The sequence below is a fragment of the Bacillus sp. PS217 genome (genome assembly GCF_037963535.1).
Taxonomy (GTDB): Bacteria; Bacillota; Bacilli; order Bacillales; family Bacillaceae; genus Bacillus; species Bacillus subtilis.
In genome coordinates this window covers 97490-121266 of record NZ_CP150157.1, presented here as the reverse complement: position 1 = coordinate 121266, position 23777 = coordinate 97490, and the positions used below count along the sequence as shown (strand labels likewise).

Annotated in this window: 24 protein-coding genes, 2 rRNA genes and 2 other annotated features; all 26 genes read right to left on the bottom strand. The window is 43.5% G+C overall.

The features are described from left to right. Positions 1-145: 145 nt before the first annotated feature. The 26 genes from NSQ83_RS00675 to NSQ83_RS00550 all read right to left on the bottom strand — a co-directional run bounded on the left by NSQ83_RS00675 (position 146) and on the right by NSQ83_RS00550 (position 23709). Positions 146-751 (bottom strand): class I SAM-dependent methyltransferase, encoded by a 606-nt coding sequence (locus tag NSQ83_RS00675; RefSeq protein WP_003235045.1) that lies wholly within the window; start codon positions 749-751, stop codon positions 146-148. An 89-nt stretch (positions 752-840) separates the two neighbouring features. Further along, positions 841-1212, bottom strand: a complete 372-nt coding sequence (gene rplL, locus NSQ83_RS00670) for a 50S ribosomal protein L7/L12 (RefSeq protein WP_003156436.1) — start codon at positions 1210-1212, stop codon at positions 841-843. Between the two features lie 45 nt (positions 1213-1257). Continuing rightward, positions 1258-1758 carry a 50S ribosomal protein L10 gene (rplJ, locus tag NSQ83_RS00665; protein WP_198879157.1) on the bottom strand — a complete coding sequence of 167 codons (501 nt, stop codon included), beginning with the start codon at positions 1756-1758 and terminating at the stop codon, positions 1258-1260. 65 nt (positions 1759-1823) lie between these two features. Further along, positions 1824-1964, bottom strand: a sequence feature (ribosomal protein L10 leader region). A gap of 45 nt (positions 1965-2009) precedes the next feature. After that, positions 2010-2708 (bottom strand): 50S ribosomal protein L1, encoded by a 699-nt coding sequence (gene rplA, locus NSQ83_RS00660; protein ID WP_003235040.1) that lies wholly within the window; start codon positions 2706-2708, stop codon positions 2010-2012. A 94-nt stretch (positions 2709-2802) separates the two neighbouring features. After that, the gene (gene rplK, locus NSQ83_RS00655) at positions 2803-3228 is read right to left on the bottom strand and encodes a 50S ribosomal protein L11 (protein ID WP_003156430.1); all 426 of its coding nucleotides are present in this window, start codon (positions 3226-3228) and stop codon (positions 2803-2805) included. Between the two features lie 167 nt (positions 3229-3395). Further along, entirely contained in the window at positions 3396-3929 is a 534-nt protein-coding gene (nusG, locus tag NSQ83_RS00650; protein ID WP_003225764.1) for a transcription termination/antitermination protein NusG, read from the bottom strand. Positions 3930-4107: 178 nt separating this feature from the next. Further along, positions 4108-4287: a preprotein translocase subunit SecE gene (gene secE / locus NSQ83_RS00645; RefSeq protein WP_004399676.1), complete on the bottom strand. Its 180-nt coding sequence runs from the start codon at positions 4285-4287 to the stop codon at positions 4108-4110. A 33-nt stretch (positions 4288-4320) separates the two neighbouring features. Next, the gene (gene rpmG / locus NSQ83_RS00640) at positions 4321-4470 is read right to left on the bottom strand and encodes a 50S ribosomal protein L33 (RefSeq protein WP_003156421.1); all 150 of its coding nucleotides are present in this window, start codon (positions 4468-4470) and stop codon (positions 4321-4323) included. A gap of 92 nt (positions 4471-4562) precedes the next feature. Beyond that, complete coding sequence (gene sigH / locus NSQ83_RS00635; protein ID WP_003225758.1) at positions 4563-5219, bottom strand: RNA polymerase sporulation sigma factor SigH; 657 nt, start codon at positions 5217-5219, stop codon at positions 4563-4565. A gap of 62 nt (positions 5220-5281) precedes the next feature. Next, positions 5282-5794, bottom strand: a complete 513-nt coding sequence (gene rae1, locus NSQ83_RS00630) for a ribosome-dependent mRNA decay endonuclease Rae1/YacP (protein ID WP_003235032.1) — start codon at positions 5792-5794, stop codon at positions 5282-5284. A gap of 6 nt (positions 5795-5800) precedes the next feature. Further along, positions 5801-6550 (bottom strand): 23S rRNA (guanosine(2251)-2'-O)-methyltransferase RlmB, encoded by a 750-nt coding sequence (gene rlmB, locus NSQ83_RS00625; RefSeq protein WP_014475598.1) that lies wholly within the window; start codon positions 6548-6550, stop codon positions 5801-5803. Next, a complete protein-coding gene (locus NSQ83_RS00620; RefSeq protein ID WP_003235028.1) occupies positions 6534-6965 on the bottom strand; it encodes a mini-ribonuclease 3 in 432 nt (143 codons plus the stop codon). Before NSQ83_RS00620 ends, rlmB begins: the two co-directional genes overlap by 17 nt. A gap of 3 nt (positions 6966-6968) precedes the next feature. Next, positions 6969-8369: a cysteine--tRNA ligase gene (gene cysS, locus NSQ83_RS00615; RefSeq protein WP_014478619.1), complete on the bottom strand. Its 1401-nt coding sequence runs from the start codon at positions 8367-8369 to the stop codon at positions 6969-6971. Continuing rightward, entirely contained in the window at positions 8366-9019 is a 654-nt protein-coding gene (gene cysE / locus NSQ83_RS00610; protein ID WP_003225749.1) for a serine O-acetyltransferase, read from the bottom strand. Before cysE ends, cysS begins: the two co-directional genes overlap by 4 nt. Positions 9020-9087: 68 nt before the next feature. Further along, positions 9088-9318: a binding site (T-box leader), on the bottom strand. Between the two features lie 2 nt (positions 9319-9320). Further along, positions 9321-10772: a glutamate--tRNA ligase gene (gltX, locus tag NSQ83_RS00605; RefSeq protein ID WP_004399675.1), complete on the bottom strand. Its 1452-nt coding sequence runs from the start codon at positions 10770-10772 to the stop codon at positions 9321-9323. A gap of 90 nt (positions 10773-10862) precedes the next feature. Further along, on the bottom strand, positions 10863-11339 hold the full coding sequence (gene ispF / locus NSQ83_RS00600; protein ID WP_003225745.1) for a 2-C-methyl-D-erythritol 2,4-cyclodiphosphate synthase: 477 nt from the start codon (positions 11337-11339) through the stop codon (positions 10863-10865). Continuing rightward, positions 11332-12030 (bottom strand): 2-C-methyl-D-erythritol 4-phosphate cytidylyltransferase, encoded by a 699-nt coding sequence (gene ispD / locus NSQ83_RS00595; RefSeq protein ID WP_015252991.1) that lies wholly within the window; start codon positions 12028-12030, stop codon positions 11332-11334. Before ispD ends, ispF begins: the two co-directional genes overlap by 8 nt. A 14-nt stretch (positions 12031-12044) precedes the next feature. Further along, positions 12045-13145, bottom strand: coding sequence for a PIN/TRAM domain-containing protein (locus NSQ83_RS00590; RefSeq protein WP_003235014.1), 1101 nt, complete (start codon positions 13143-13145; stop codon positions 12045-12047). A gap of 116 nt (positions 13146-13261) precedes the next feature. Further along, positions 13262-14344 (bottom strand): DNA integrity scanning diadenylate cyclase DisA, encoded by a 1083-nt coding sequence (gene disA, locus NSQ83_RS00585; protein WP_003225736.1) that lies wholly within the window; start codon positions 14342-14344, stop codon positions 13262-13264. A 3-nt stretch (positions 14345-14347) separates the two neighbouring features. Beyond that, positions 14348-15724 (bottom strand): DNA repair protein RadA, encoded by a 1377-nt coding sequence (radA, locus tag NSQ83_RS00580; protein WP_014475593.1) that lies wholly within the window; start codon positions 15722-15724, stop codon positions 14348-14350. A 91-nt stretch (positions 15725-15815) separates the two neighbouring features. Beyond that, positions 15816-18248, bottom strand: coding sequence for an ATP-dependent protease ATP-binding subunit ClpC (gene clpC / locus NSQ83_RS00575; RefSeq protein ID WP_014475592.1), 2433 nt, complete (start codon positions 18246-18248; stop codon positions 15816-15818). Continuing rightward, the gene (locus NSQ83_RS00570) at positions 18245-19336 is read right to left on the bottom strand and encodes a protein arginine kinase (RefSeq protein ID WP_003235007.1); all 1092 of its coding nucleotides are present in this window, start codon (positions 19334-19336) and stop codon (positions 18245-18247) included. The genes clpC and NSQ83_RS00570 overlap by 4 nt, the downstream gene beginning before the upstream one ends. Next, entirely contained in the window at positions 19336-19893 is a 558-nt protein-coding gene (mcsA, locus tag NSQ83_RS00565) for a protein-arginine kinase activator protein McsA (RefSeq protein ID WP_015252993.1), read from the bottom strand. Before mcsA ends, NSQ83_RS00570 begins: the two co-directional genes overlap by 1 nt. 13 nt (positions 19894-19906) lie before the next feature. Next, complete coding sequence (gene ctsR / locus NSQ83_RS00560; protein WP_003225724.1) at positions 19907-20371, bottom strand: transcriptional regulator CtsR; 465 nt, start codon at positions 20369-20371, stop codon at positions 19907-19909. Between the two features lie 240 nt (positions 20372-20611). After that, a 5S ribosomal RNA gene (gene rrf, locus NSQ83_RS00555) occupies positions 20612-20727 on the bottom strand. Positions 20728-20781: 54 nt separating this feature from the next. Further along, positions 20782-23709 (bottom strand): 23S ribosomal RNA (locus NSQ83_RS00550). Positions 23710-23777 lie beyond the last annotated feature (68 nt).

The window sequence follows — 23777 nt, the reverse complement described above, 5'->3', positions numbered from 1 at the left end:
TAAGAAAACCACATCCAAAAACAAATACCGATTTTATTAGCATTTCCATACTTGTATAATTTATACATAGATATTGACAATTCATCATATCAAGCAAAATATATACATTGGCATTTTACAATATTAACATAGTTAAAATACCGAGTCAAACTTTTTTTGCTTTTATGATATAATAGCCTTTCTTTTTTTGAACGACGGAAACTTCATCGAACAGTTCCTCGAGCTTTTCAATGGCAGAAGGCGCGCCTTGCTTTTTCTGTATGACGATCCACAATTCACCTGAAGCTTTTAAGTGTTCAGCGCTTTTCTCAAAGATAGCATGGACAACTTTTTTTCCGGCTCGGATTGGGGGATTTGTAAGAATAGAAGCAAATGTTTGAGCAGAATCAACGTTTGAAAACAAATCGCTTTGATAAATCTTAACGTTTGTTATTCCGTTTTGTTCCGCATTTTCATTTGATAGTTCTACGGCTCTCTCATTAACGTCAATCATGTGGATAGTCCGGTCTTTAAAGTCGCTGGCGAGCGATAAACCAATCGGGCCGTACCCGCAGCCTACATCCAAAATGCCGCCCTCAACCTCAGGCTCTTCAAAAGAATCAATCAGCAGGCGGGAGCCGAAATCAACTTCTTTTTTAGAAAAAACCCCGCTGTCGCTGGTAAACGTGAAATCTTTATTCCGAAGCCTAAAAGACCAGGTTTGCTTGTTGCTTTTCACTGAAGGTTTTTCTGAATAATAGTGCTCACTCATTATTAGAACCTCCTTTTTTCATGGCTTAAAGAATGGCAAAGAAAAAGCTCGCCTCATAAAAGCGAGCTTCCCCTACAGGTAAGTGAAGATTACTTAACTTCTACAGAAGCGCCAACTTCTTCAAGTTTAGCTTTAAGCTCTTCAGCTTCTTCTTTAGCAATACCTTCTTTAAGTGGTTTTGGAGTGTTGTCAACAAGTTCTTTAGCTTCTTTCAAGCCAAGACCAGTGATTTCACGTACAACTTTGATAACTTTGATTTTTTGAGATCCTGCACCAGCAAGGATAAGATCGAATTCGCTTTGCTCTTCAGCAGCTCCGCCAGCAGCAGCTCCACCAGCTACAGCTACAGGAGCAGCAGCAGTTACGCCAAATTCTTCTTCGATTGCTTTTACTAGGTCGTTCAATTCAAGTACAGTTGCTTCTTTAACGGAAGCAATGATTTCTTCGATATTTAAAGCCATTTGTAATTCCTCCATTTTGTTTTAATTTATGAAAAACTGATTAGATTAAGCGCCTTGTTCTTCCTTTTGTTCTGCCACAGCTTTTGCAGCAAGAGCAAGGTTGCGAACTGGAGCTTGAAGTACGCTAAGCAACATAGAAAGCAAGCCTTCGCGTGATGGAAGTTCAGCAAGAGCTTTCACTTCTTCAACAGTAGAAACTTTACCTTCGATAACGCCAGCTTTGATTTCAAGAGCTTCGTGATTTTTAGTGAAGTCATTAAGAACTTTAGCCGGAGCGACAACATCTTCAGTGCTGAATGCGATCGCGTTCGGTCCAGTTAAGAAATCATTCAAACCATTAAGCTCAGCTTGTTCAACCGCACGGCGAGTCATCGTATTTTTGTAAACTTTGAACTCAACGTTAGCTTCGCGAAGCTGTTTACGAAGTTCAGTTACTTCAGAAACGTTAAGTCCGCGATAGTCAACGATGATCGTTGATTTACTTTCTTTCAGTTTAGAAGCAATTTCTTCAACAACAACTTTTTTTGTTTCAATTGCGCTGCTCATGGTTACACCTCCTGTAGATTCTTGTGTAACACTTATACCGTTAGGTGATCACGACTGAGACGACGGATTCCATATAAAAAGCCTCCATGAGACATGGAGGCTGTATATACAAGCATACGTAACGTAATAGCTGTGATAATATACACCTCGGTAGGATAATTAAGCGGTTAGGCCCCTACTGTCTACGGTATAAATGATATTCTATTTTACAACATTTTGAATAATATCAGAATGTTGATGTCATGTCAATATTATTTTACGTTAAAAGTTGAAGAGTCTACTTTGACACCAGGTCCCATAGTAGAAGTTACAGCAACGTTTTTCACGTAAACGCCTTTAGCTGCAGCAGGTTTAGCTTTAAGGATTGTATCGTACATTGTTGTGAAGTTCTCAACAAGTTTTTCATCCTCGAAAGAAACTTTACCGATAGGAACATGAATGTTTCCAGCTTTATCAACGCGGTATTCAACTTTACCAGCTTTGATTTCGCCGATAGCTTTTTCAACTTCGAAAGTAACTGTACCAGTTTTAGGGTTCGGCATTAAACCTTTTGGTCCAAGTACACGACCGATTTTACCAACTTCACCCATCATGTCAGGTGTAGCTACGATAACATCGAAATCGAACCAGCCTTGTTGAATTTTGTTGATGTAGTCAGTATCGCCTACGAAATCTGCACCAGCAGCTTCAGCTTCTTTCGCTTTTTCGCCTTTTGCGAAAACGAGAACGCGCTGAGTTTTACCAGTTCCGTTTGGAAGCACAACTGCTCCACGGATTTGCTGGTCGTTTTTACGAGGGTCAACCCCTAAACGGAAAGCCACTTCAACTGTAGCGTCGAATTTAGCTGTGTTTGTTTTTTTAACGAGAGCTACTGCTTCAGAGACGTCGTAAGCTTTAGAACGGTCTACAAGCTTAGCAGCTTCAACGTACTTTTTACCTTTTTTAGCCATTTTAAAATTTCCTCCTTATGTGGTTATAGCGGAATAACCTCCCACGAATAAGGGTTGCGAACTTGTTAAAACTCGCAACCCGACAAGAAACAAATTAATCCTCGATTACAATACCCATACTGCGGGCAGTACCTTCAACCATGCGCATTGCCGCTTCAACGTCTGCTGCGTTTAAGTCAGGCATTTTCGTTTCAGCGATTTCGCGTACTTTATCGCGCTTAACGGTTGCCACTTTATTACGGTTTGGTTCACCAGAACCAGACTCAATTCCAGCTGCTTTTTTAAGCAATACTGCAGCAGGTGGAGTTTTTGTAATAAATGTAAATGAACGGTCTTCGTAAACCGAAATTTCAACAGGAATGATTAAACCAGCTTGGTCAGCTGTACGAGCGTTAAACTCCTTACAGAATCCCATGATGTTAACACCGGCTTGACCAAGTGCAGGTCCAACTGGTGGTGCTGGGTTAGCTTTTCCAGCAGGAATTTGCAATTTTACAACTTTAACTACTTTTTTAGCCACGAGACACACCTCCTTAAGTCCGTGATGTGGTAATAGGGTAAACCCTCCCACTCAAGGTTTCATTCTTTATATGAATGACGAAATATCATGCTAGTTGCCTTGGATAAGTCCAAGACGTACCTTTGCTATATTATCATTTATATATAGCAATTTCAAGTTTTTTCACATTACAATTTATCGATTTGGGTAAATTCCAGCTCAACCGGCGTTTCACGGCCAAACATATTAACGAAAACTTTGACCTTGCTTTTATCATAATCAATCTCTTCAATTGATCCTGTAAAGTTAGCAAAAGGTCCGTCTATTACTTTCACTGTCTCTTTCAGTTCAAAGTCAATATCAGTTTTTCGTTCATCCATGCCCATTCTCTTCAGAATGGTTTCTGCTTCCCCCGGAAGAAGCGGCGTCGGTTTTGAACCTGACCCGGCAGATCCTACGAATCCAGTAACGCCCGGCGTGTTGCGTACGACATACCAAGAGTCGTCTGTCATTACAATTTCAACAAGCACATAACCAGGGAATACTTTCTTTTTCACGACTTTTTTCTTGCCGTTTTTGATATCCGTTTCTTCTTCTTCGGGTACGACTACACGGAAAATTTTATCCTGCATCCCCATTGATTCAACACGCTTTTCCAAGTTGGCTTTTACTTTATTCTCATAACCAGAGTACGTGTGAACAACATACCAATTCTTTTCCATTCTATTCAGGACTGTCCAGTCCTTCCCTCCCCGCATTTGGTTTTAGTGAATTACCATAACGCTTCAAAAAATAGGCGGCAAGCCTATGATAACTTTCATTTTAAGCCACAATAAAAAACCCGCTGAACGGGTTTTGGCAAGTAATATTATGATCTATTATAGCACGTATTGCTGATCATTATTCAACTATTAAACGAATTAATTGAGAAATTCCTGTGTCAAGGAGGGCAAAAAAGATAACAAAAAAGATAACTGTTGAAATTACCGTAATGGTATAACGCGTTAACTCTTTTCCTTTAGGCCAGCTTACCTTTTTCATTTCTTTCCCAACATCTTTAAAGAATTTCATAATACGCATGTAAAAGACCTCCACAATTTAAAAGCGCAAAAACTATTTTGTTTCAAGATGAGCTGTATGTGAATTGCAAGTACTGCAGTATTTCTTTACTTCTAATCGCTCAGCCGCTGATGCAGAGCTCTTCATTGTCGTATAATTACGGTTTCCGCATGTCTTGCATGCTAACGTAATCTTTTTTCTCATGTCATTACACCTTTTTCTAAATAGACATTAGTTCTTATCTTTAGTAACATATCATAGTCAGAAAAATACTGTCAATATAGCATAAATTCCTATTACAAACTGATTTCACGAATTTCCAAGTACTTCTCCAGCTTGCGTTTCACACGCTGAAGGGCATTGTCGATCGATTTCACATGTCGGTTCAGTTCATCAGAAATCTCTTGGTAACTTCTCCCGTCGAGATATAAGACGAGTACTTTTCTCTCTAAATCACTTAATAGTTCTCCCATTTTCATTTCAATATCATCAAATTCTTCCTGATTAATGATCATTTCCTCAGGATTTAAGGTTTTCGCTCCTGAAATGACATCCAGCAGCGTTCGGTCTGATTCTTCATCAAAAATCGGTTTATCTAATGAGACGTAGGAATTCAAAGGAATGTGTTTCTGGCGAGTAGCTGTCTTTATTGCGGTAATAATTTGGCGGGTAATACATAATTCTGCGAAAGCTTTGAATGAGGTAAGCTTGTCCTCTTTGAAGTCACGAATAGACTTATAGAGGCCTATCATGCCTTCCTGAACAATATCCTCTCTGTCCGCCCCTATTAAGAAATAGGATCTTGCTTTTGCCCGAACAAAGTTTCGGTACTTCGTAATCAAGTAATCTAACGCATCACTGTCCCCAACATGAACCTTTTCAATGACCTGCTCGTCCTCCAACTGGCAAAACTGCTCTTTGTTGAATTTTCCCTTGTTGTTCTGTAGATTCACTCCGATCCCCCCGGCGCACGTAGATAGAAATATTATACAGTATTGGGCAAAAAAGCGTCAACTTAATCTAAGTCTCCCCGCCTCCACTTTTCAAACGTTTTCAAAACCTCTTCCGATAAAGCAATTTTACCCGCCGGCTTTTCGGAAGTGATTTTTCTTACCCGTCTCTCTATTCGCCTTTCAATCGTTTCTACCTCTCTCAAAAGCTCCCGGGCCGATTTCCGTAATGCCCCCTGTCCGAAAATCGCCCACTGCTCAGTATAGTCAGAGGTCGCAACGTGAATTTGAGTCGCAATATTATTCAAAGCCTGAGCGAGCTTTTCTATCCGCTCATCAGCCGTCTCATTTTCTTTTGTAAAAATCACTTCAACTCTATGGTTGGTCTGTTTTTTCTCAAGCCCTTTTACGAGATGCGCGTCAAAAACAACAATAACCCTGTTTCCTGTATACGATTGATATTCCGCCATTTTCTGAATCAGTACGTCTCTCGCCTCTTCAAAACTGTTCGCTTTTAAATCCTTCAGCTGCGGCCAGGCTCCAATCATGTTGTACCCGTCTACTAACAGGATATCCATGGGTCTTTATTCTCCCAGAGGGTTTCGTTTCCGGTAGACTTCATACATCAAAAGACCAGCCGCGACAGATGCATTTAGTGAAGTTACCTTTCCGGCCATCGGGAGTTTAATGAGAAAATCGCACTTTTCTTTCACAAGGCGGCCCATCCCTTTTCCTTCACTTCCGATGACTAGAGCCAAAGGCATATTCCCGTCCATATTGCGGTAATCCTCACGCGCTGACGCATCCGTTCCGACAACCCAGATTCCCCGCTCTTTCATCTCTTCTAACGTTCGTGCCAAATTGGTGACTCTTGCTACAGGAATGTGCTCAATTGCTCCTGTTGAAGCTTTTGCCACTGTTGTTGTCAGCCCGACAGCTCTCCGTTTTGGAATGACGATGCCATGAGCGCCGACCGCATCTGCTGTCCTCATAATGGAACCAAGATTATGAGGGTCTTCAAGCTCGTCCAGAATGAGGAAGAAAGGCTGTTCATTTTTTTCTTCGGCTGCTTTATATAAATCGTCCAGTTCTGCATATTCATACGCTGCAACCTGTGCCACTACGCCCTGATGCTGTCCTGTCACCATTTGATCGAGTTTTTTTCTCGGGACGTATTGAATCGTGATTCCCTGCTTTTTGGCAAGCTCAATCACTTGCTGTGCTTGTCCCTTTACGGTGTTTTCCGCCATCCACAGCTTATACAGCTTCCGATCAGATTTTAACGTCTCGATCACTGCATTTTTCCCTATGACGTAATCATGTTGCTGACTCATTTGTTTTCCTCCCTGACATCCCGAATTGTATAGCTTCGGCTACGAGCTGACTAAGTCGTTCCTCTTTTTTCTCTAGAAAAAGGTAGCCCAGAAGCGCTTCAAATGCTGTACTGTAGCGGTACGTCTGAACATCTGTATTTTTAGGTATTGTCCCTGACTTGGCATTTCTGCCTCTTTTTAGCACCGCTTCCTCTTCTTCCGTAAAAAATGATTGATTCTGCAGAAAAAATAGGATCTCAGCCTGTGACTTTGCTGAAACAATCCGGCTTGATTTCTTATGAAGATCATTTGGTTTGGTAAAGCCCTGCTTAAGCAGGTGATGCCTGACATACACTTCAAAAATGGCATCACCTATATAAGCAAGCGCAAGACCGTTAAGCTGCTTAGAATCTTTTATCGTATCAAATTCAAGCATCTGTTATTCTCCCCGTTTCCAGCGAGTGCCTTGAGCCGTATCTTCAAGAATGATATTCATGCTTTTCAGCTGGTCGCGGATCTGGTCTGACAATGCAAAATCGCGATTCCGGCGTGCTTCATTTCGCTTTTCGATTAAGTCTTCAATCTCTTGATCGAGAAGTTCCTGCTCACCCAACGAAAAACCGAGGACAGAAACAATGCGGTCAAACATCTCAATAAACGCCGTAATCACATGATCAGCCGTATGATCTTTCTGAAGATAATAATTGGCGTGTTTCGCTAAGTCAAACAAGACTGAAATGGCATTCGCCGTATTAAAATCATCGTCCATCGCTTCTTCGAATGCTTTGCGGTGTTCTTCAACTTTTTCAAGCCATTGATCGTCATCTTCGGTTAAATTCGTACTGCTGTTCAGACGGTGCTGAAGATTGCTGTACGCTGTTTTTAAACGGTTGAACGCGCTTTTCGTATTCTCCAGAAGCTCTTCTGAATAGTTAATCGGATGGCGATAATGAACAGATAGCATAAAGAATCTCAAAAGCTGCGGATCATGCTGTTTAATGATGTCATGCACAAGCACAAAGTTGCCTAGTGATTTTGACATTTTTTCATTATCAATATTGATATAACCATTATGAAGCCAATACTTCGCAAACGTTTTGCCTGTTAGCGCCTCAGATTGCGCAATTTCGTTTTCATGGTGAGGGAATGTTAAATCCTGTCCGCCCGCATGGATATCAATCTGGTCACCGAGATACTTTTTCACCATTGCTGAGCATTCAATGTGCCAGCCCGGACGTCCTTTCCCCCAAGGGCTATCCCAAGAGATTTCTCCTTCTTTTGCCGCTTTCCACAGTGCGAAATCAAGAGCATCTTCTTTTTTCTCGCCGACTCGGATGCGTGCACCTGATCTAAGTTCATCGATTGATTGCTGAGAAAGCTTTCCGTACCCTTCAAACGCTCTGGTTTTGAAATATACGTCACCTTCTGATTCATATGCGTAGCCCTTTTTCACGAGCTGATCTACGAATTCGATAATGGCATCCATGTTCTCCATTACTCGCGGATGAAGGTCGGCTTTTCGGCAGCCGAGCGCACCTACGTCTTCAAAGTATGCTTTAATAAAACGCTCTGAAATGGTGGGTACATCCTCACCGAGTTCATTTGCCGCTTTAATTAATTTATCGTCTACGTCTGTGAAGTTAGAGACATACTGCACATCATAGCCTTTATACTCTAAATAGTTTCGAACCGTATCGTAAACGATTGCCGGACGCGCGTTCCCGATATGAATGTAATTGTAAACCGTGGGTCCGCATACATACATTTTCACTTTTCCCTCTTCAAGAGGAACGAATGTTTCCTTCTGTCTAGTCAATGTATTATAAAGTGTGATTGTCATTTTTGATTGATCCTTTCTTTTCTGTCTTCAAGTTCTGCCTTCAGCTCTAAAATCTGCTGTTCCAAAGACTTAAAGCGGTCAGCAACTGGATCGGGCAAATCCTGATGGTTTAAATCGCGTCTTACTTTCTTGCCATTTTGTACAACGACCCGTCCAGGGATACCGACAACTGTTGAAAAATCAGGAACATCATGCAGCACTACTGAACCAGCCCCAATCTTTGAGCCTTCACCGACCGTAATAGAACCGAGCACTTTAGCACCTGTGGCTATCAATGCGTCATCTTTAATCGTTGGGTGCCTTTTTCCCTTTTCTTTCCCCGTTCCCCCGAGGGTAACCCCCTGAAAAACGGTTACGTTATTGCCGATTTCACATGTCTCCCCAATGACAACCCCCATGCCGTGGTCTATGAAAAATCTTCTCCCGATTGTAGCGCCGGGGTGGATTTCTATCCCGGTAAAAAATCGGCTTACTTGAGATATAAGGCGTGCAAGGAAATAAAATTTTCGTTTATATAAAGCATGTGCAATCCGATGCGCCCATATAGCATGTAAACCGGAATAAGTTAAAATCACTTCAAAATAGCTTCTTGCTGCGGGATCTTGATCGAACACAGTATCAATGTCTTCTTTGAGCATTCTAAAAAACACATGCTTCCCCCCGTTTCTCTATCTGATTTCCTCTACCCAATAAAAAAAGCGTCTCTGCATGTAAACATGACAGAGACGCTTTAACCGCGCGGTTCCACTCTGTTTGAAAAGCAGACTTCTGCTCTCCCAACTTCAGCCTGTAACGGCGGCGGCCGCCTTTGAATACTGATTTCAAAAAACGTTCTTCAAAGGTCTTAAGGGCGCACTTCTAAAACCCGGCTCATGGATCTCTCTCAGCCAATGAAGATCCTTTCTGTAATGGCCTAAAGCTTTATACTCTTCCCTGTCAACAATCATTTATTTAGATATTCTTTAAACGCTGAATTGCAGTCTCTTTACCGATCAATTCAATTGATTGCGGCAGTTCCGGACCGTGAGTTTGCCCTGTTACAGCAACACGAATCGGCATAAACAGTTTTTTCCCTTTATGGCCAGTTTCTTTCTGCACTGCTTTGATCGATGCTTTGATATTATCCGGAGTGAACTCCTCAAGCTCTTCAAGCTTCGCTGCGAATGTGCTGAGCACTTCAGGAACCTGTTCTTCTTCCAGAACAGCTTTCGCTTCTTGATTATACTCGATCTCATCCGTAAAGAACAAATCAGTCAGCTCAACAATTTCCGCACCGTAGCTTAATTGCTCATGATACAGGGAAATCAGTTTACGAACCCATTCTTGTTCTTCAGCAGAAAGCTCAGTGCCAACTTTGCCGGCTTTTTGCAAATGCGGAAGCGTCAATTCAACAACCTGATCAAGATCCAGCTTCTTCACATATTGGTTGTTAACCCATTTTAGCTTATGCATATCAAACAAAGCTGGTGATTTAGATAAACGATTTACATCAAAAATTTCAATAAACTGCTCTTTTGTGAAAAGCTCTTCTTCTCCAACCGGTGACCAGCCTAACAGGCCGATAAAGTTGAACAGTGCTTCTGGCAGGTAGCCAAGCTCTTTGTACTGCTCGATGAATTGAATAATGGATTCATCACGTTTACTGAGCTTTTTACGGCTTTCGTTTACGATCAGCGTCATGTGTCCGAACTGAGGAATATCCCATCCGAATGCTTGATAAATCATAATCTGTTTCGGTGTGTTAGAAATATGATCCTCACCGCGCAGCACGTGTGTCATTTTCATTAAGTAGTCATCAATCGCTACCGCGAAGTTGTAAGTCGGCGTACCGTCCTTTTTCACAATAACAAAGTCGCCGATGCCATCTGATTCAAAAGAAATTTCGCCTTTTACGATGTCGTTGAAGGCGATGACTTTTCCTTCCGGCACACGGAAACGAATACTTGGTTTTCTGCCTTCGGCGATAAATTTCTCCTGTTCTTCCTGAGTCAGGTCTCTGTGTTTTCCGGAATAACGAGGCATTTCTCCGCGGGCAATCTGTTCTTCACGCTCTTTTTCAAGCTCTTCTTCCGTACAGTAACATTTATAAGCAAGCCCTTTTTCAAGAAGCTCTTCATAGTACACTTTATAGATATCGTTACGCTCTGACTGACGGTATGGACCGTACTCTCCTCCGACATCCACACTCTCATCCCAGTCAATACCTAGCCACTTCAGATAATTCAGCTGGCTTTGTTCTCCGCCCTCAATATTGCGCTTTTTATCAGTATCCTCAACTCGAATGATAAACTTACCGCCTTGATTGCGGGCAAATAAATAATTAAAAAGCGCCGTTCTGGCATTTCCAATATGCAAATGTCCGGTTGGACTCGGTGCATAACGGACGCGTACTTCGTTTCCCATTTTCAAATACTTCCTTTCATGTCATGTATGGCCTCAGGCAAAAATGTATGAATCTATTCTACCACCAAATAGACCCGGCATCAAAACAAGTTAGCCTTTTTGTATCAGTACTGTCGCCTGAGCCGCTATTCCTTCCGCCCGGCCTGTAAATCCAAGCTTTTCTGTCGTTGTTGCTTTTACATTTACTTGAGAAACATCTGCCTCAAGGCCTTCAGCAATTCTTTTTCTCATATCTTCTATGTACGGCAGCATCTTCGGCTTTTGCGCTATGATGGTGCAATCAATGTTCCCAAGGACATACCCCTTCTGTTTCACGATTCCCCAGACATGCTGAAGTAATTTGAAAGAATCTGCGTCCTTGAACTCGGGATCTGTGTCAGGAAAATGCTTGCCTATGTCTCCTTCACCCACAGCTCCCAGGCAGGCGTCAGCGACAGTATGCAACAATACGTCTGCATCAGAATGGCCAAGCAGCCCTTTTTCGTACGGGATTTCAATTCCGCCAATAATGAGAGGACGGCCCTCCACTAATTGATGCACATCAAATCCTTGTCCAATTCTAAACATGTTTATTCCCACTTTCTGATTCCATGATAGCTTCAGCTGACGTCAAATCGTCTGGCGTCGTCAGCTTAATATTTGTATAGCTGCCTTCTACAACACGGACCGAACCGCCCTCCATCTGTTCAACGAGGCTGGCGTCATCCGTCCCTAAAAATCCCTTGCGCTCAGCCTCAGCGTGAGCCTTCATCAATAAAGAAAGACGAAAAGCTTGTGGCGTTTGGACAGCCCACAAGCTTGAACGTTCAATCGTCTCACTGACTTGTAAATCTTGAACGCGTTTAATCGTATCTTTTACCGGAACAGCAAGGATGGCCGCTCCTGTCTGTTCCGCCTCTGCGATCAGTTCGTCAATTTGTTCATGTTTTATAAATGGGCGGGCACCGTCATGTACAAGGACAATCTTTTCCTGCTTTACGGCTTTCAGCCCCTTATACACACTGTGCTGACGCTCTTCTCCGCCTGCAACAAGCTCAATTGAAGTTTGGAACGGGTAATCGGACAGCAATTGCTGAAAGTGCTCCCGCTCCTGCTCGTTAATCACCAAAATGATTTTATCGCACTGCCGGTGGCTGTCAAACACTCTTAACGTGTGTATGATCACCGGGTCTCCCTTCAGCTCAATGAACAGTTTATTTCTCCCTGCCTTCATCCGCTTTCCCTGTCCGGCTGCAGGAATCACCACATCATAACTCATTGTTTTTTCTCCCTTTACAGCGCCTTCTCCAACAGCTTAGGCTTCGCAAAAATCATTCGTCCCGCTGCTGTCTGCAGCACACTTGTGACGAGTACATCAATATGCTTGCCGATATAATTCCGTCCTTCTTCAACGACAATCATCGTACCGTCATCCAAGTAGGCAACTCCCTGATTATGCTCTTTCCCGTCCTTAATGACCTGAACATTCATTTCCTCGCCAGGAAGCACAACAGGCTTGACCGCATTGGCAAGGTCATTAATGTTTAATACTGCTACCTTCTGAAGCTCGCACACTTTATTTAAATTAAAATCATTCGTCACAACGACCCCGGATGTCAGCTTAGCAAGTTTGACGAGCTTGCTGTCAACCTCCTGAATATCTTCAAAGTCGCCTTCGTAAATTTCAACTTCAATGTCTAATTCTTTCTGAATGCGGTTCAGGATATCAAGACCGCGGCGTCCTCTGTTTCGTTTTAAAACATCTGAAGAGTCTGCAATATGCTGCAATTCCTCAAGGACAAACTGCGGAATCACGATAACTCCCTCTAAAAAACCAGTCTGACAAATATCTGCTATTCTACCATCAATAATAACACTAGTGTCCAAAATTTTCAGCTTCTTGTCTTGAACCTCATGTTCTTCATCAGCTGTTCCTTTTTTCTTTTGCATTCTGGCGCTAATGGAAAACAGGCTGATCAATTCATCCTTTTTCTTAAAGCCCACCTGGAAGCCGAGATAACCGAGGAAGAAAGCCAAAAATACAGGAATTATTGTGCTGAATATGCGGTAAGGTATATTGTCTAAAGGAATAACATTTACGATAAGATAAGCAATTATAAGTCCAAAAACTAAGCCAAGACTTCCAAATAACAAATCTGGAACCGGCGCTTTTAACAATGAATCCTCTATCCACTTCACCCAGTTCACAACGTATTCTGTACCCCATATACTGATGAGAAAAAAGATAATTGCTCCTATTGCCGCAGACGTATATGCGTTTGTTATTAAAGGTATGTCCTGTATATTTAACAGTACAAACAATTCAGGTATCAAAAATATACCAACAACGCCGCCAAAAATAATGAAGAACGCCTGAACTATTCGTTTTAACATACCCCCACCTCCTTTTTTAACATTTTTAATTTCACAAAGTCTTATGCATCCTACGAATATCAGAATAAACAAAAACCAACATTAATATACCCGTATTCATAAGGTTTTAACCGAAATCACAGTTGTCTGTCTAAATAATGCTTCTCTTGCAGGCGTTTTAATCCTTTTTTGATTTTTTGGGCTCGTACTTCACCGATTCCCTCTACTTCATCTAATTCTTCTGCACTCGCCTCAATAATCCTTGGTAGGACTCCAAATGCTTCTACAACATTTTCAACAATCGGCATCGGAAGACGCGGTATCTTATTTAACAGCCTGTATCCTCTCGGCAATACATAATCATCAAGATTAGTAGAAGCAGGGTAACCGAGAAGCTTATACACAATGGAATCATCCAGCAGATCATAACTGGACATATCCTGCAGCTCCTTCAAGAGAACAAACGGATCTTTAATCTTTTCTTTTACATAGTCCTTAATAAATAAAGCGGCCTCTTCTTCCATATCCGTAATCAATTCAATGACTTGCAGTTTGATCAGATGCCCTTCTGTCCCCAGCTCTTTGATATACATATTAATTTCGTTTTTGATTCTCAGTACCATTTCATAACGATGCATGACAGACAAGACATCACTGAAGGTAACAAGTTCCTCAAACTCTAACGCGTTCAGTGCATTAATCGTTTTATCGAGGATTGTCTTATACTTTTCAAGTGTTTGAATGGCTTGGTTCGCCTTGGTTAAAATAAATCCTATGTCTTTTAGTGTATACTTCATGTTTTCCTGATATAACGTTATGACATTTCTTCTTTCAGAAATAGCGATTACAAGACAGCCAGTTTGCTTAGCTACTCTTTCGGCAGTTCTGTGCCGCATTCCTGTTTCTGATGAAGAAATTGTGGCATCCGGCATCAGCTGAGTATTCGCGTAGAGGATCTTTTGACCCGAATCACTTAAAATGATCGCTCCATCCATTTTAGCCAACTCATATAAATGCGCCGGAGAAAAAGCCGTGTTTATGTGAAAGCCGCCGTCCACCACTTCTTTTACTTTATCATTATATCCAACAACAATCAGACCGCCTGTATTTGCTCTCAAGACGTTTTCCATCCCCGCTCTGAGCGGTGTACCCGGAGCAACAAACTGCAATATAGATGACAGGTCTAACTCGTGTTTCGCCCCTTTTTTCTCTTTTTCCATCTATTATCCTCCTAATGAAGTACGAAGCGCTTCTGCAACATTTGCTACTCCGATAACCTCAATCCCTTTTGGTTTTGTCCATCCGTCCAGATTTGCCGCGGGTATGATCATGCGTTTAAAGCCAAGCTTTGCCGCTTCTTTCACACGCTGTTCAATTCTTGAAACCCGCCGGACTTCTCCGGTTAATCCCACTTCTCCAATAAAACAATCTGCAGGATTTGGAGGTGTGTCTCTAAAGCTTGATGCGATACTAATCACAATCGCAAGATCAATTGCCGGTTCATCAAGCTTAACGCCGCCAGCCACTTTCAAATAAGCATCCTGATTTTGCAGCAGCAGCCCTACTCTTTTTTCTAACACAGCCATTAACAGAGAAACCCTGTTATGGTCTATTCCCGTTGCCATACGCCTTGGGTTGCCAAAGCTTGTTGGCGAGATGAGCGCCTGAATTTCAACGAGAATCGGTCTAGTGCCCTCCATAGAGGCAGTGATACTCGAGCCTGCGGAACCAGCAGAGCGTTCTTCTAAGAAAATTTCCGAAGGATTCAAAACCTCAGTGAGCCCCTCTTCCCGCATTTCGAAAATGCCCATTTCGTTTGTAGATCCGAAACGGTTTTTTACAGCCCGCAAAATACGGAAAGTATGGTGGCGTTCTCCTTCAAAATATAAAACAGTGTCAACCATATGCTCCAACAGTCTCGGACCTGCAATAGACCCTTCTTTCGTCACGTGCCCAACGATAAAAATCGGAATACCTTTTGTTTTTGCGATTTTCATCAGCTCAGCGGTACATTCTCTGACCTGTGACACACTGCCTGGAGCCGATGTAATATCGCTTTGGTAAACCGTTTGAATAGAGTCAACAACGACAAACGCTGGATTCATCTCTTGTATAGCAGACGAAATATACTCCATATCGGTTTCAGATAAAACATGCAGTGACGGATTATTAATGCCGAGACGGTCTGCTCGCAGCTTCGTTTGCTTTACAGATTCTTCTCCCGAAATATACAGGACACTGTTTGATGAGCCTGATAATTGAGCGGAAACCTGCAGTAATAGCGTTGACTTTCCGATACCAGGATCACCGCCAATTAAAACGAGGGAGCCTTTAACGACACCTCCGCCGAGTACTCTGTTAAACTCGCCAAGCTGGGTTTTGACGCGGGGTTCTTCTGACGTTTCGATTGATGTAATAGGTGAAGGTTTCTGTACAGTTTGAACAGAATGAGAAAAAGCCGCTCTCCGATTGGCCGGTGCTTTTTTAATCATTTCTTCCACCATTGTATTCCAAGCACCGCAGCCCGGACATTTCCCCATCCATTTTGGAGACTCGTAGCCGCAGGATTGGCAGATGAATTTCGATTTTGTTTTAGCCATATATAGTGTAAGACCTCTCCCTTGTTCTATTTCTTGATATGAAAGTGAGGCATACACTTACATGCTGTATGCCTCATTTCCGTCTTCTATATTAATTCGTTTTAGCAGTCGTTTTTACGACAAATTCGCCATCTTCTACATCAAGAACAATATGCTGTCCTTTATGAATATTTCCTCTGAGGAGTTCTTCAGATAAACGATCCTCGACATGTTTTTGGATCGCTCTTCTTAACGGACGGGCACCGTATTCCAGGTCAACGCCCTCTTCCGCGACTTTCGCTTTTGCTGCATCTGTCAATTCGATAGAAAGATCTTGTTCTTTCAGGCGTTTCGTTAATTGATCAGACATTAATGACACAATTTCAGTAAGATGTTTTTTCTCAAGTGAATGGAAGACAATGATTTCATCAATACGGTTGATGAACTCAGGTCTGAACGCTCGTTTTAATTCACCCATCACTTTATCTTTCATGTCTTTATGATTTTGAGTTTCATCCTGAACGTTAAAGCCGACATATTTATTGCGTTTCAGCTCACTTGCTCCGACGTTTGATGTCATGATCAGAATGGTATTGCGGAAATCGACTGTGCGTCCTTTAGAATCAGTCAATCGTCCGTCTTCAAGAACTTGCAGAAGGATATTGAAGACATCAGGGTGCGCTTTCTCGATCTCATCAAGAAGCACGACAGAGTAAGGTTTTCTTCTGACTTTCTCTGTCAATTGACCGCCTTCATCATATCCCACATATCCCGGAGGTGAACCAACAAGTCTTGAGGTTGAGTGTTTTTCCATGTATTCAGACATATCAATTCTGATCATGGATTCTTCATCGCCAAAAATGGATTCAGCGAGTGCTCGTGCAAGCTCTGTTTTACCTACACCTGTAGGGCCTAAGAAAATGAATGAGCCGATTGGGCGTTTAGGATCTTTTAATCCTGCTCTCGCACGTCTGACGGCTTTTGCAACAGCTACAACTGCTTCATCCTGGCCGATGACGCGGGAATGAAGAATGTTTTCCATATTGAGAAGCTTATCAGTTTCAGTTTGGGCGATTTTAGATACAGGCACACCGGTCCAGCTGGATACAACCATCGCAATATCATCCACAGTAACCTCTGAGTTTTCCTGCCCTTGCTTCTCTTTCCATGATTTCTTCGTATCCTCTACTTGCTCGCGCAGGCGTTGTTCAGTATCACGCAAGGAAGCAGCTTTTTCAAACTCTTGGCTTTGCACTGCCGCATCCTTCTCTTTACGAACCTCATCAAGCTTCTGCTCAAGCTCTTTTAAGTTAGGAGGCGTTGTAAATGAGCGCAGTCTCACCTTTGAACCTGCTTCATCGATCAAGTCAATTGCTTTATCCGGAAGGAAGCGGTCAGAAATATATCTGTCAGAAAGCTTAACCGCAGCTTCAATGGCATCATCAGTGATAGAAACGCGGTGGTGGGCTTCGTATCTGTCACGCAGACCTTGTAAAATTTGAATACTTTCATCTACAGATGGCTGATCAACCTGAATCGGCTGAAAACGGCGTTCCAGTGCTGCATCTTTTTCAATATATTTACGGTACTCATCAAGAGTCGTTGCACCAATACATTGGAGTTCGCCGCGAGCAAGTGAAGGTTTTAAAATATTAGATGCATCAATAGCACCTTCTGCTCCGCCTGCCCCGATTAATGTATGGAGCTCATCGATGAATAGGATGATATTTCCTGCCTGGCGAATTTCATCCATGACCTTCTTCAGGCGATCCTCAAATTCTCCGCGGTATTTTGTGCCGGCAACAACTGTTCCCATGTCTAATGTCATCACACGTTTATCACGCAAAATTTCGGGTACTTCATTATTGATAATTTGCTGTGCCAAACCTTCTGCGATAGCCGTTTTACCTACACCTGGTTCCCCAATGAGAACAGGGTTGTTTTTCGTTCTGCGGCTTAACACTTCAATGACACGCTGGATCTCCTTGCTTCTGCCGATTACAGGGTCAAGGCTGTCTTCCTTCGCAATAGCAGTTAAGTCTCTTGCCAAGCTGTCAAGCGTAGGCGTATTCGCATTGCTGTTTGTTCCTGCCGCTGATGATCCTGTTTCATTACTTCCTAGAAGCTGGAGCACCTGCTGTCTTGCTTTATTTAAGCTGACACCGAGATTATTCAGAACTCTCGCAGCAACACCTTCTCCTTCACGAATCAGACCAAGAAGAATATGTTCTGTTCCAACATAAGAATGACCGAGTTTTCTTGCCTCATCCATTGAAAGCTCAATGACTTTTTTAGCTCTAGGAGTATAATGAATCGTTTGAGACATTTCCTGCCCGCGCCCGATCAAACTTTCTACTTCTTTCTGAATTTTATCTGAACCGAGTCCAAGCGCTTGAAGAGCTTTAGCAGCAATGCCCTCTCCTTCTCTTACCAGTCCTAATAAAATATGCTCAGTGCCAATGTTATTATGACCTAACCGAAGTGCTTCTTCCTGTGCTAGCGCCAGTACTTTTTGAGCTCGTTCTGTAAATCTTCCAAACATCATATCGATTCATCCTCCTGTCTTTTCCCATTCATTTCTAAGTGAAGCCGTTCTCTGATGAGAGCCGCTCTTCGAATGTCCCTTTCGTTCGGACGCAAAGCGCCTCCCGAGTATTGCTGTAAAAACCCTGGCTGCGTCAAAATCATAAGTTCGTTAAGTATGTTGCTTGAAAGTCCTTTTATAATACCTAGGTCTATGCCTAACCGAACATCTGAAAGGCACTTTGCAGTTTCTTTCGATTCTATCATCCGGCAATTAGACAAGACCCCATAAGACCGATATACCCGATCCTCAAGTTCGATTTTAGAAGTTTGATAAATCGCTTCTCGGGCAGATCGTTCTTGTTCAATCAACTGAGCAGCAACACTGTTAAGATCCTCTACAATATCCTGCTCTGACTTACCAAGCGTGATCTGATTTGAAATTTGAAAGATATTCCCTACTGCTTCGCTGCCTTCCCCATAAATTCCTCTAACAACTAAGCCTAATTGATTAATTGCCGGTATAATTCGATTTATTTGCCTAGTTAAAACCAGTGCCGGCAGATGCATCATGACCGAAGCCCTTAAACCTGTACCTACGTTTGTAGGACAGCTGGTTAAGTATCCTCTTTGCTCATTGAATGCATAATCAACTTTTTCTTCAATCCAGTCGTCGACCTGGTTTGCGGCTTTCATTGCTTCTAAAAGCTGAAATCCAGGGAAAAGACACTGAATTCTAATATGGTCCTCTTCATTTAGCATGACGCTTACTTCCTCATTTTCAGAAAGCAAACAGCCGCCAAAAGGAGACTCTGTCAGATTAGGACTGATTAGATGTTTTTCAACAAGTACACGCTTTTCTAAAGGCTGTGCATCATTCATTCTAATCAAAACAAATTTGCCGATTCCGGGAATTTCTTGCTCTGAAAACTGATCTTCAAATTGCTGTATGATGGATGAGGCTTCTTCATTGGAATACCGCGTAGGGAACCGAATATGCTCAAAGTTCCTTGCTAAACGTATGCGGCTGCTGAGTACAATGTCACTTTCAGGTCCTTTCTGCTTCATCCAACTGCTTAGTGCGTCCTGAATAAAATGCTTTAGCGACATTACTCCTGTTCCTCCTCACTATCTGTACTTTTGAGTGATTGTTCTAATGAACGAATTTGATCTCTTACATGAGCTGCATTTTCAAATTCTTCTTGATGGATTAAGGATTCTAATTCCTTTTTTAGCATATCAATCTGCCGTCTGACATGAAGATTGCCGCCTATTCGTTTCGGTATCTTACCTGCATGCACAGTGTTTCCGCTGTGCACTTTACGTAGGATTGGTGTAATGTTGCTATGAAATGTTTTGTAACATTCAGAACATCCAAAACGGCCAATTTTTCTGAATTGCTGAAAAGTCATTCCGCATTTCGGACAAGCAGATATTTGCTCCGAGTGACTGAACATTTGAGTTCCTGCATTTTGAAATGAAGAATCCATGTTCAGTAAACCCGAAAGTAAATTATGAATAGAGAAACCCTGGTTTGCACTTATACCATATGAATCACTATTTTCTTTGGCACATTGTTCACAAATATGAACTTCTATTTTTTCTCCGTTAACAACCTTTGTAAAGTGAAAAGTGGCTGGTCTCTCGTGGCACTCTTGACAAATCAATCTTTTCACCCGCTTATTTTAATTTTAAAGAAGTCAGCATTGCCTTCATCATTCTCGCTCTTAATTCATCACGTTCAGGTAAGTCAATGTGTAAAACTGAGCGGTCCATTACGCTGACCATCATTTTTGCTTCTCTTTCTGAAATTACCTTGTCTTCTAATAGCCTTAAAATAATGTCATCAGAGGCTGCTTGAGACAAATGGGTATTAATTTGAGAAATTATATTATTGATCAGGACAACTTCATTGTTCATTTTAATTTTAATGATTCTGATGTAACCGCCGCCCCCGCGTTTGCTCTCAACAATATATCCTCTTTCGCTTGTAAATCTGGTGTTGATGACATAATTTATTTGGGAAGGAACGCATTGAAATTTATCTGCAATTTCACTTCGTTTAATCTCTAAAATTTCCTTGCCATTTTGATCTAACACTCGTTTTAAATATTGTTCAATGATGTCAGAAATATTATGTCCCACTCAACCCCCTCCTTTACTGACTTTGACTATATTTGACTTTAATCTTACTATAAGCCGTTTCTCGAGAATTTTCAACTTTCTCGCTCTATCCTTTATTATTTCCATTTTCCCGGTCCACAAAACCTGATTGCTGATTTAAAATTCGGTATAAAGTTATTATATTATACAGTTAAGTGGAATTTTATGATACCAATAAACCAAAATACAAAAAACCCAGCTCAATGAGCTGGGTTTAAACTTGCTTGGCGGCGTCCTACTCTCACAGGGGGAAACCCCCGACTACCATCGGCGCTGAAGAGCTTAACTTCCGTGTTCGGTATGGGAACGGGTGTGACCTCTTCGCTATCGCCACCAAACAAATTGAGAGTGTTCTCTCAAAACTAGATAACAGGTGTGACATCATTCAAAATGTGGTTAAGTCCTCGATCGATTAGTATCTGTCAGCTCCATGTGTCGCCACACTTCCACCTCAGACCTATCAACCTGATCATCTTTCAGGGATCTTACTTCCTTGCGGAATGGGAAATCTCATCTTGAGGGGGGCTTCATGCTTAGATGCTTTCAGCACTTATCCCGTCCGCACATAGCTACCCAGCGATGCCCTTGGCAGAACAACTGGTACACCAGCGGTGCGTCCATCCCGGTCCTCTCGTACTAAGGACAGCTCCTCTCAAATTTCCTGCGCCCGCGACGGATAGGGACCGAACTGTCTCACGACGTTCTGAACCCAGCTCGCGTACCGCTTTAATGGGCGAACAGCCCAACCCTTGGGACCGACTACAGCCCCAGGATGCGATGAGCCGACATCGAGGTGCCAAACCTCCCCGTCGATGTGGACTCTTGGGGGAGATAAGCCTGTTATCCCCGGGGTAGCTTTTATCCGTTGAGCGATGGCCCTTCCATGCGGAACCACCGGATCACTAAGCCCGACTTTCGTCCCTGCTCGACTTGTAGGTCTCGCAGTCAAGCTCCCTTGTGCCTTTACACTCTGCGAATGATTTCCAACCATTCTGAGGGAACCTTTGGGCGCCTCCGTTACCTTTTAGGAGGCGACCGCCCCAGTCAAACTGCCCACCTGACACTGTCTCCCCGCCCGATAAGGGCGGCGGGTTAGAAGGTCAATACAGCCAGGGTAGTATCCCACCGATGCCTCCACCGAAGCTGGCGCTCCGGTTTCCAAGGCTCCTACCTATCCTGTACAAGCTGTACCAACATTCAATATCAGGCTGCAGTAAAGCTCCACGGGGTCTTTCCGTCCTGTCGCGGGTAACCTGCATCTTCACAGGTACTATAATTTCACCGAGTCTCTCGTTGAGACAGTGCCCAGATCGTTGCGCCTTTCGTGCGGGTCGGAACTTACCCGACAAGGAATTTCGCTACCTTAGGACCGTTATAGTTACGGCCGCCGTTTACTGGGGCTTCAATTCGCACCTTCGCTTACGCTAAGCGCTCCTCTTAACCTTCCAGCACCGGGCAGGCGTCAGCCCCTATACTTCGCCTTACGGCTTCGCAGAGACCTGTGTTTTTGCTAAACAGTCGCCTGGGCCTATTCACTGCGGCTCTCTCGGGCTTGCACCCTAACAGAGCACCCCTTCTCCCGAAGTTACGGGGTCATTTTGCCGAGTTCCTTAACGAGAGTTCTCTCGATCACCTTAGGATTCTCTCCTCGCCTACCTGTGTCGGTTTGCGGTACGGGCACCTCTCACCTCGCTAGAGGCTTTTCTTGGCAGTGTGGAATCAGGAACTTCGCTACTATATTTCGCTCGCCATCACAGCTCAGCCTTATGGGAAACGGATTTGCCTATTTCCCAGCCTAACTGCTTGGACGCGGATATCCAATACCGCGCTTACCCTATCCTCCTGCGTCCCCCCATTGCTCAAATGGTGAGGAGGTGGTACAGGAATATCAACCTGTTGTCCATCGCCTACGCCTTTCGGCCTCGGCTTAGGTCCCGACTAACCCTGAGCGGACGAGCCTTCCTCAGGAAACCTTAGGCATTCGGTGGAGGGGATTCTCACCCCTCTTTCGCTACTCATACCGGCATTCTCACTTCTAAGCGCTCCACCAGTCCTTCCGGTCTGGCTTCACAGCCCTTAGAACGCTCTCCTACCACTGTTCGAAGAACAGTCCGCAGCTTCGGTGATACGTTTAGCCCCGGTACATTTTCGGCGCAGAGTCACTCGACCAGTGAGCTATTACGCACTCTTTAAATGGTGGCTGCTTCTAAGCCAACATCCTGGTTGTCTAAGCAACTCCACATCCTTTTCCACTTAACGTATACTTTGGGACCTTAGCTGGCGGTCTGGGCTGTTTCCCTTTCGACTACGGATCTTATCACTCGCAGTCTGACTCCCAAGGATAAGTCATTGGCATTCGGAGTTTGACTGAATTCGGTAACCCGGTAGGGGCCCCTAGTCCAATCAGTGCTCTACCTCCAAGACTCTTACCTTGAGGCTAGCCCTAAAGCTATTTCGGAGAGAACCAGCTATCTCCAGGTTCGATTGGCATTTCACCCCTACCCACACCTCATCCCCGCACTTTTCAACGTGCGTGGGTTCGGGCCTCCATTCAGTGTTACCTGAACTTCACCCTGGACATGGGTAGATCACCTGGTTTCGGGTCTACGACCACGTACTCATGCGCCCTATTCAGACTCGCTTTCGCTGCGGCTCCGCATCTTCTGCTTAACCTTGCACGGGATCGTAACTCGCCGGTTCATTCTACAAAAGGCACGCCATCACCCGTTAACGGGCTCTGACTACTTGTAGGCACACGGTTTCAGGATCTCTTTCACTCCCCTTCCGGGGTGCTTTTCACCTTTCCCTCACGGTACTGGTTCACTATCGGTCACTAGGGAGTATTTAGCCTTGGGAGATGGTCCTCCCGGATTCCGACGGAATTTCACGTGTTCCGCCGTACTCAGGATCCACTCAGGAGAGAACGAAGTTTTGACTACAGGGCTGTTACCTCCTATGGCGGGCCTTTCCAGACCTCTTCATCTACCTCGTTCTTTTGTAACTCCGTACAGAGTGTCCTACAACCCCAAGAGGCAAGCCTCTTGGTTTGGGCTGATCCCGTTTCGCTCGCCGCTACTCAGGGAATCGCATTTGCTTTCTCTTCCTCCGGGTACTTAGATGTTTCAGTTCCCCGGGTCTGCCTTCTCATATCCTATGAATTCAGATATGGATACCACTCCATTACGAGTGGTGGGTTTCCCCATTCGGAAATCTCCGGATCAAAGCTTGCTTACAGCTCCCCGAAGCATATCGGTGTTCGTCCCGTCCTTCATCGGCTCCTAGTGCCAAGGCATCCACCGTGCGCCCTTTCTAACTTAACCGTTAAAAAGAATCACTATGTGATATCTTGTGTTACTAATTGAATGTGATGTCTACTGTTATCTAGTTT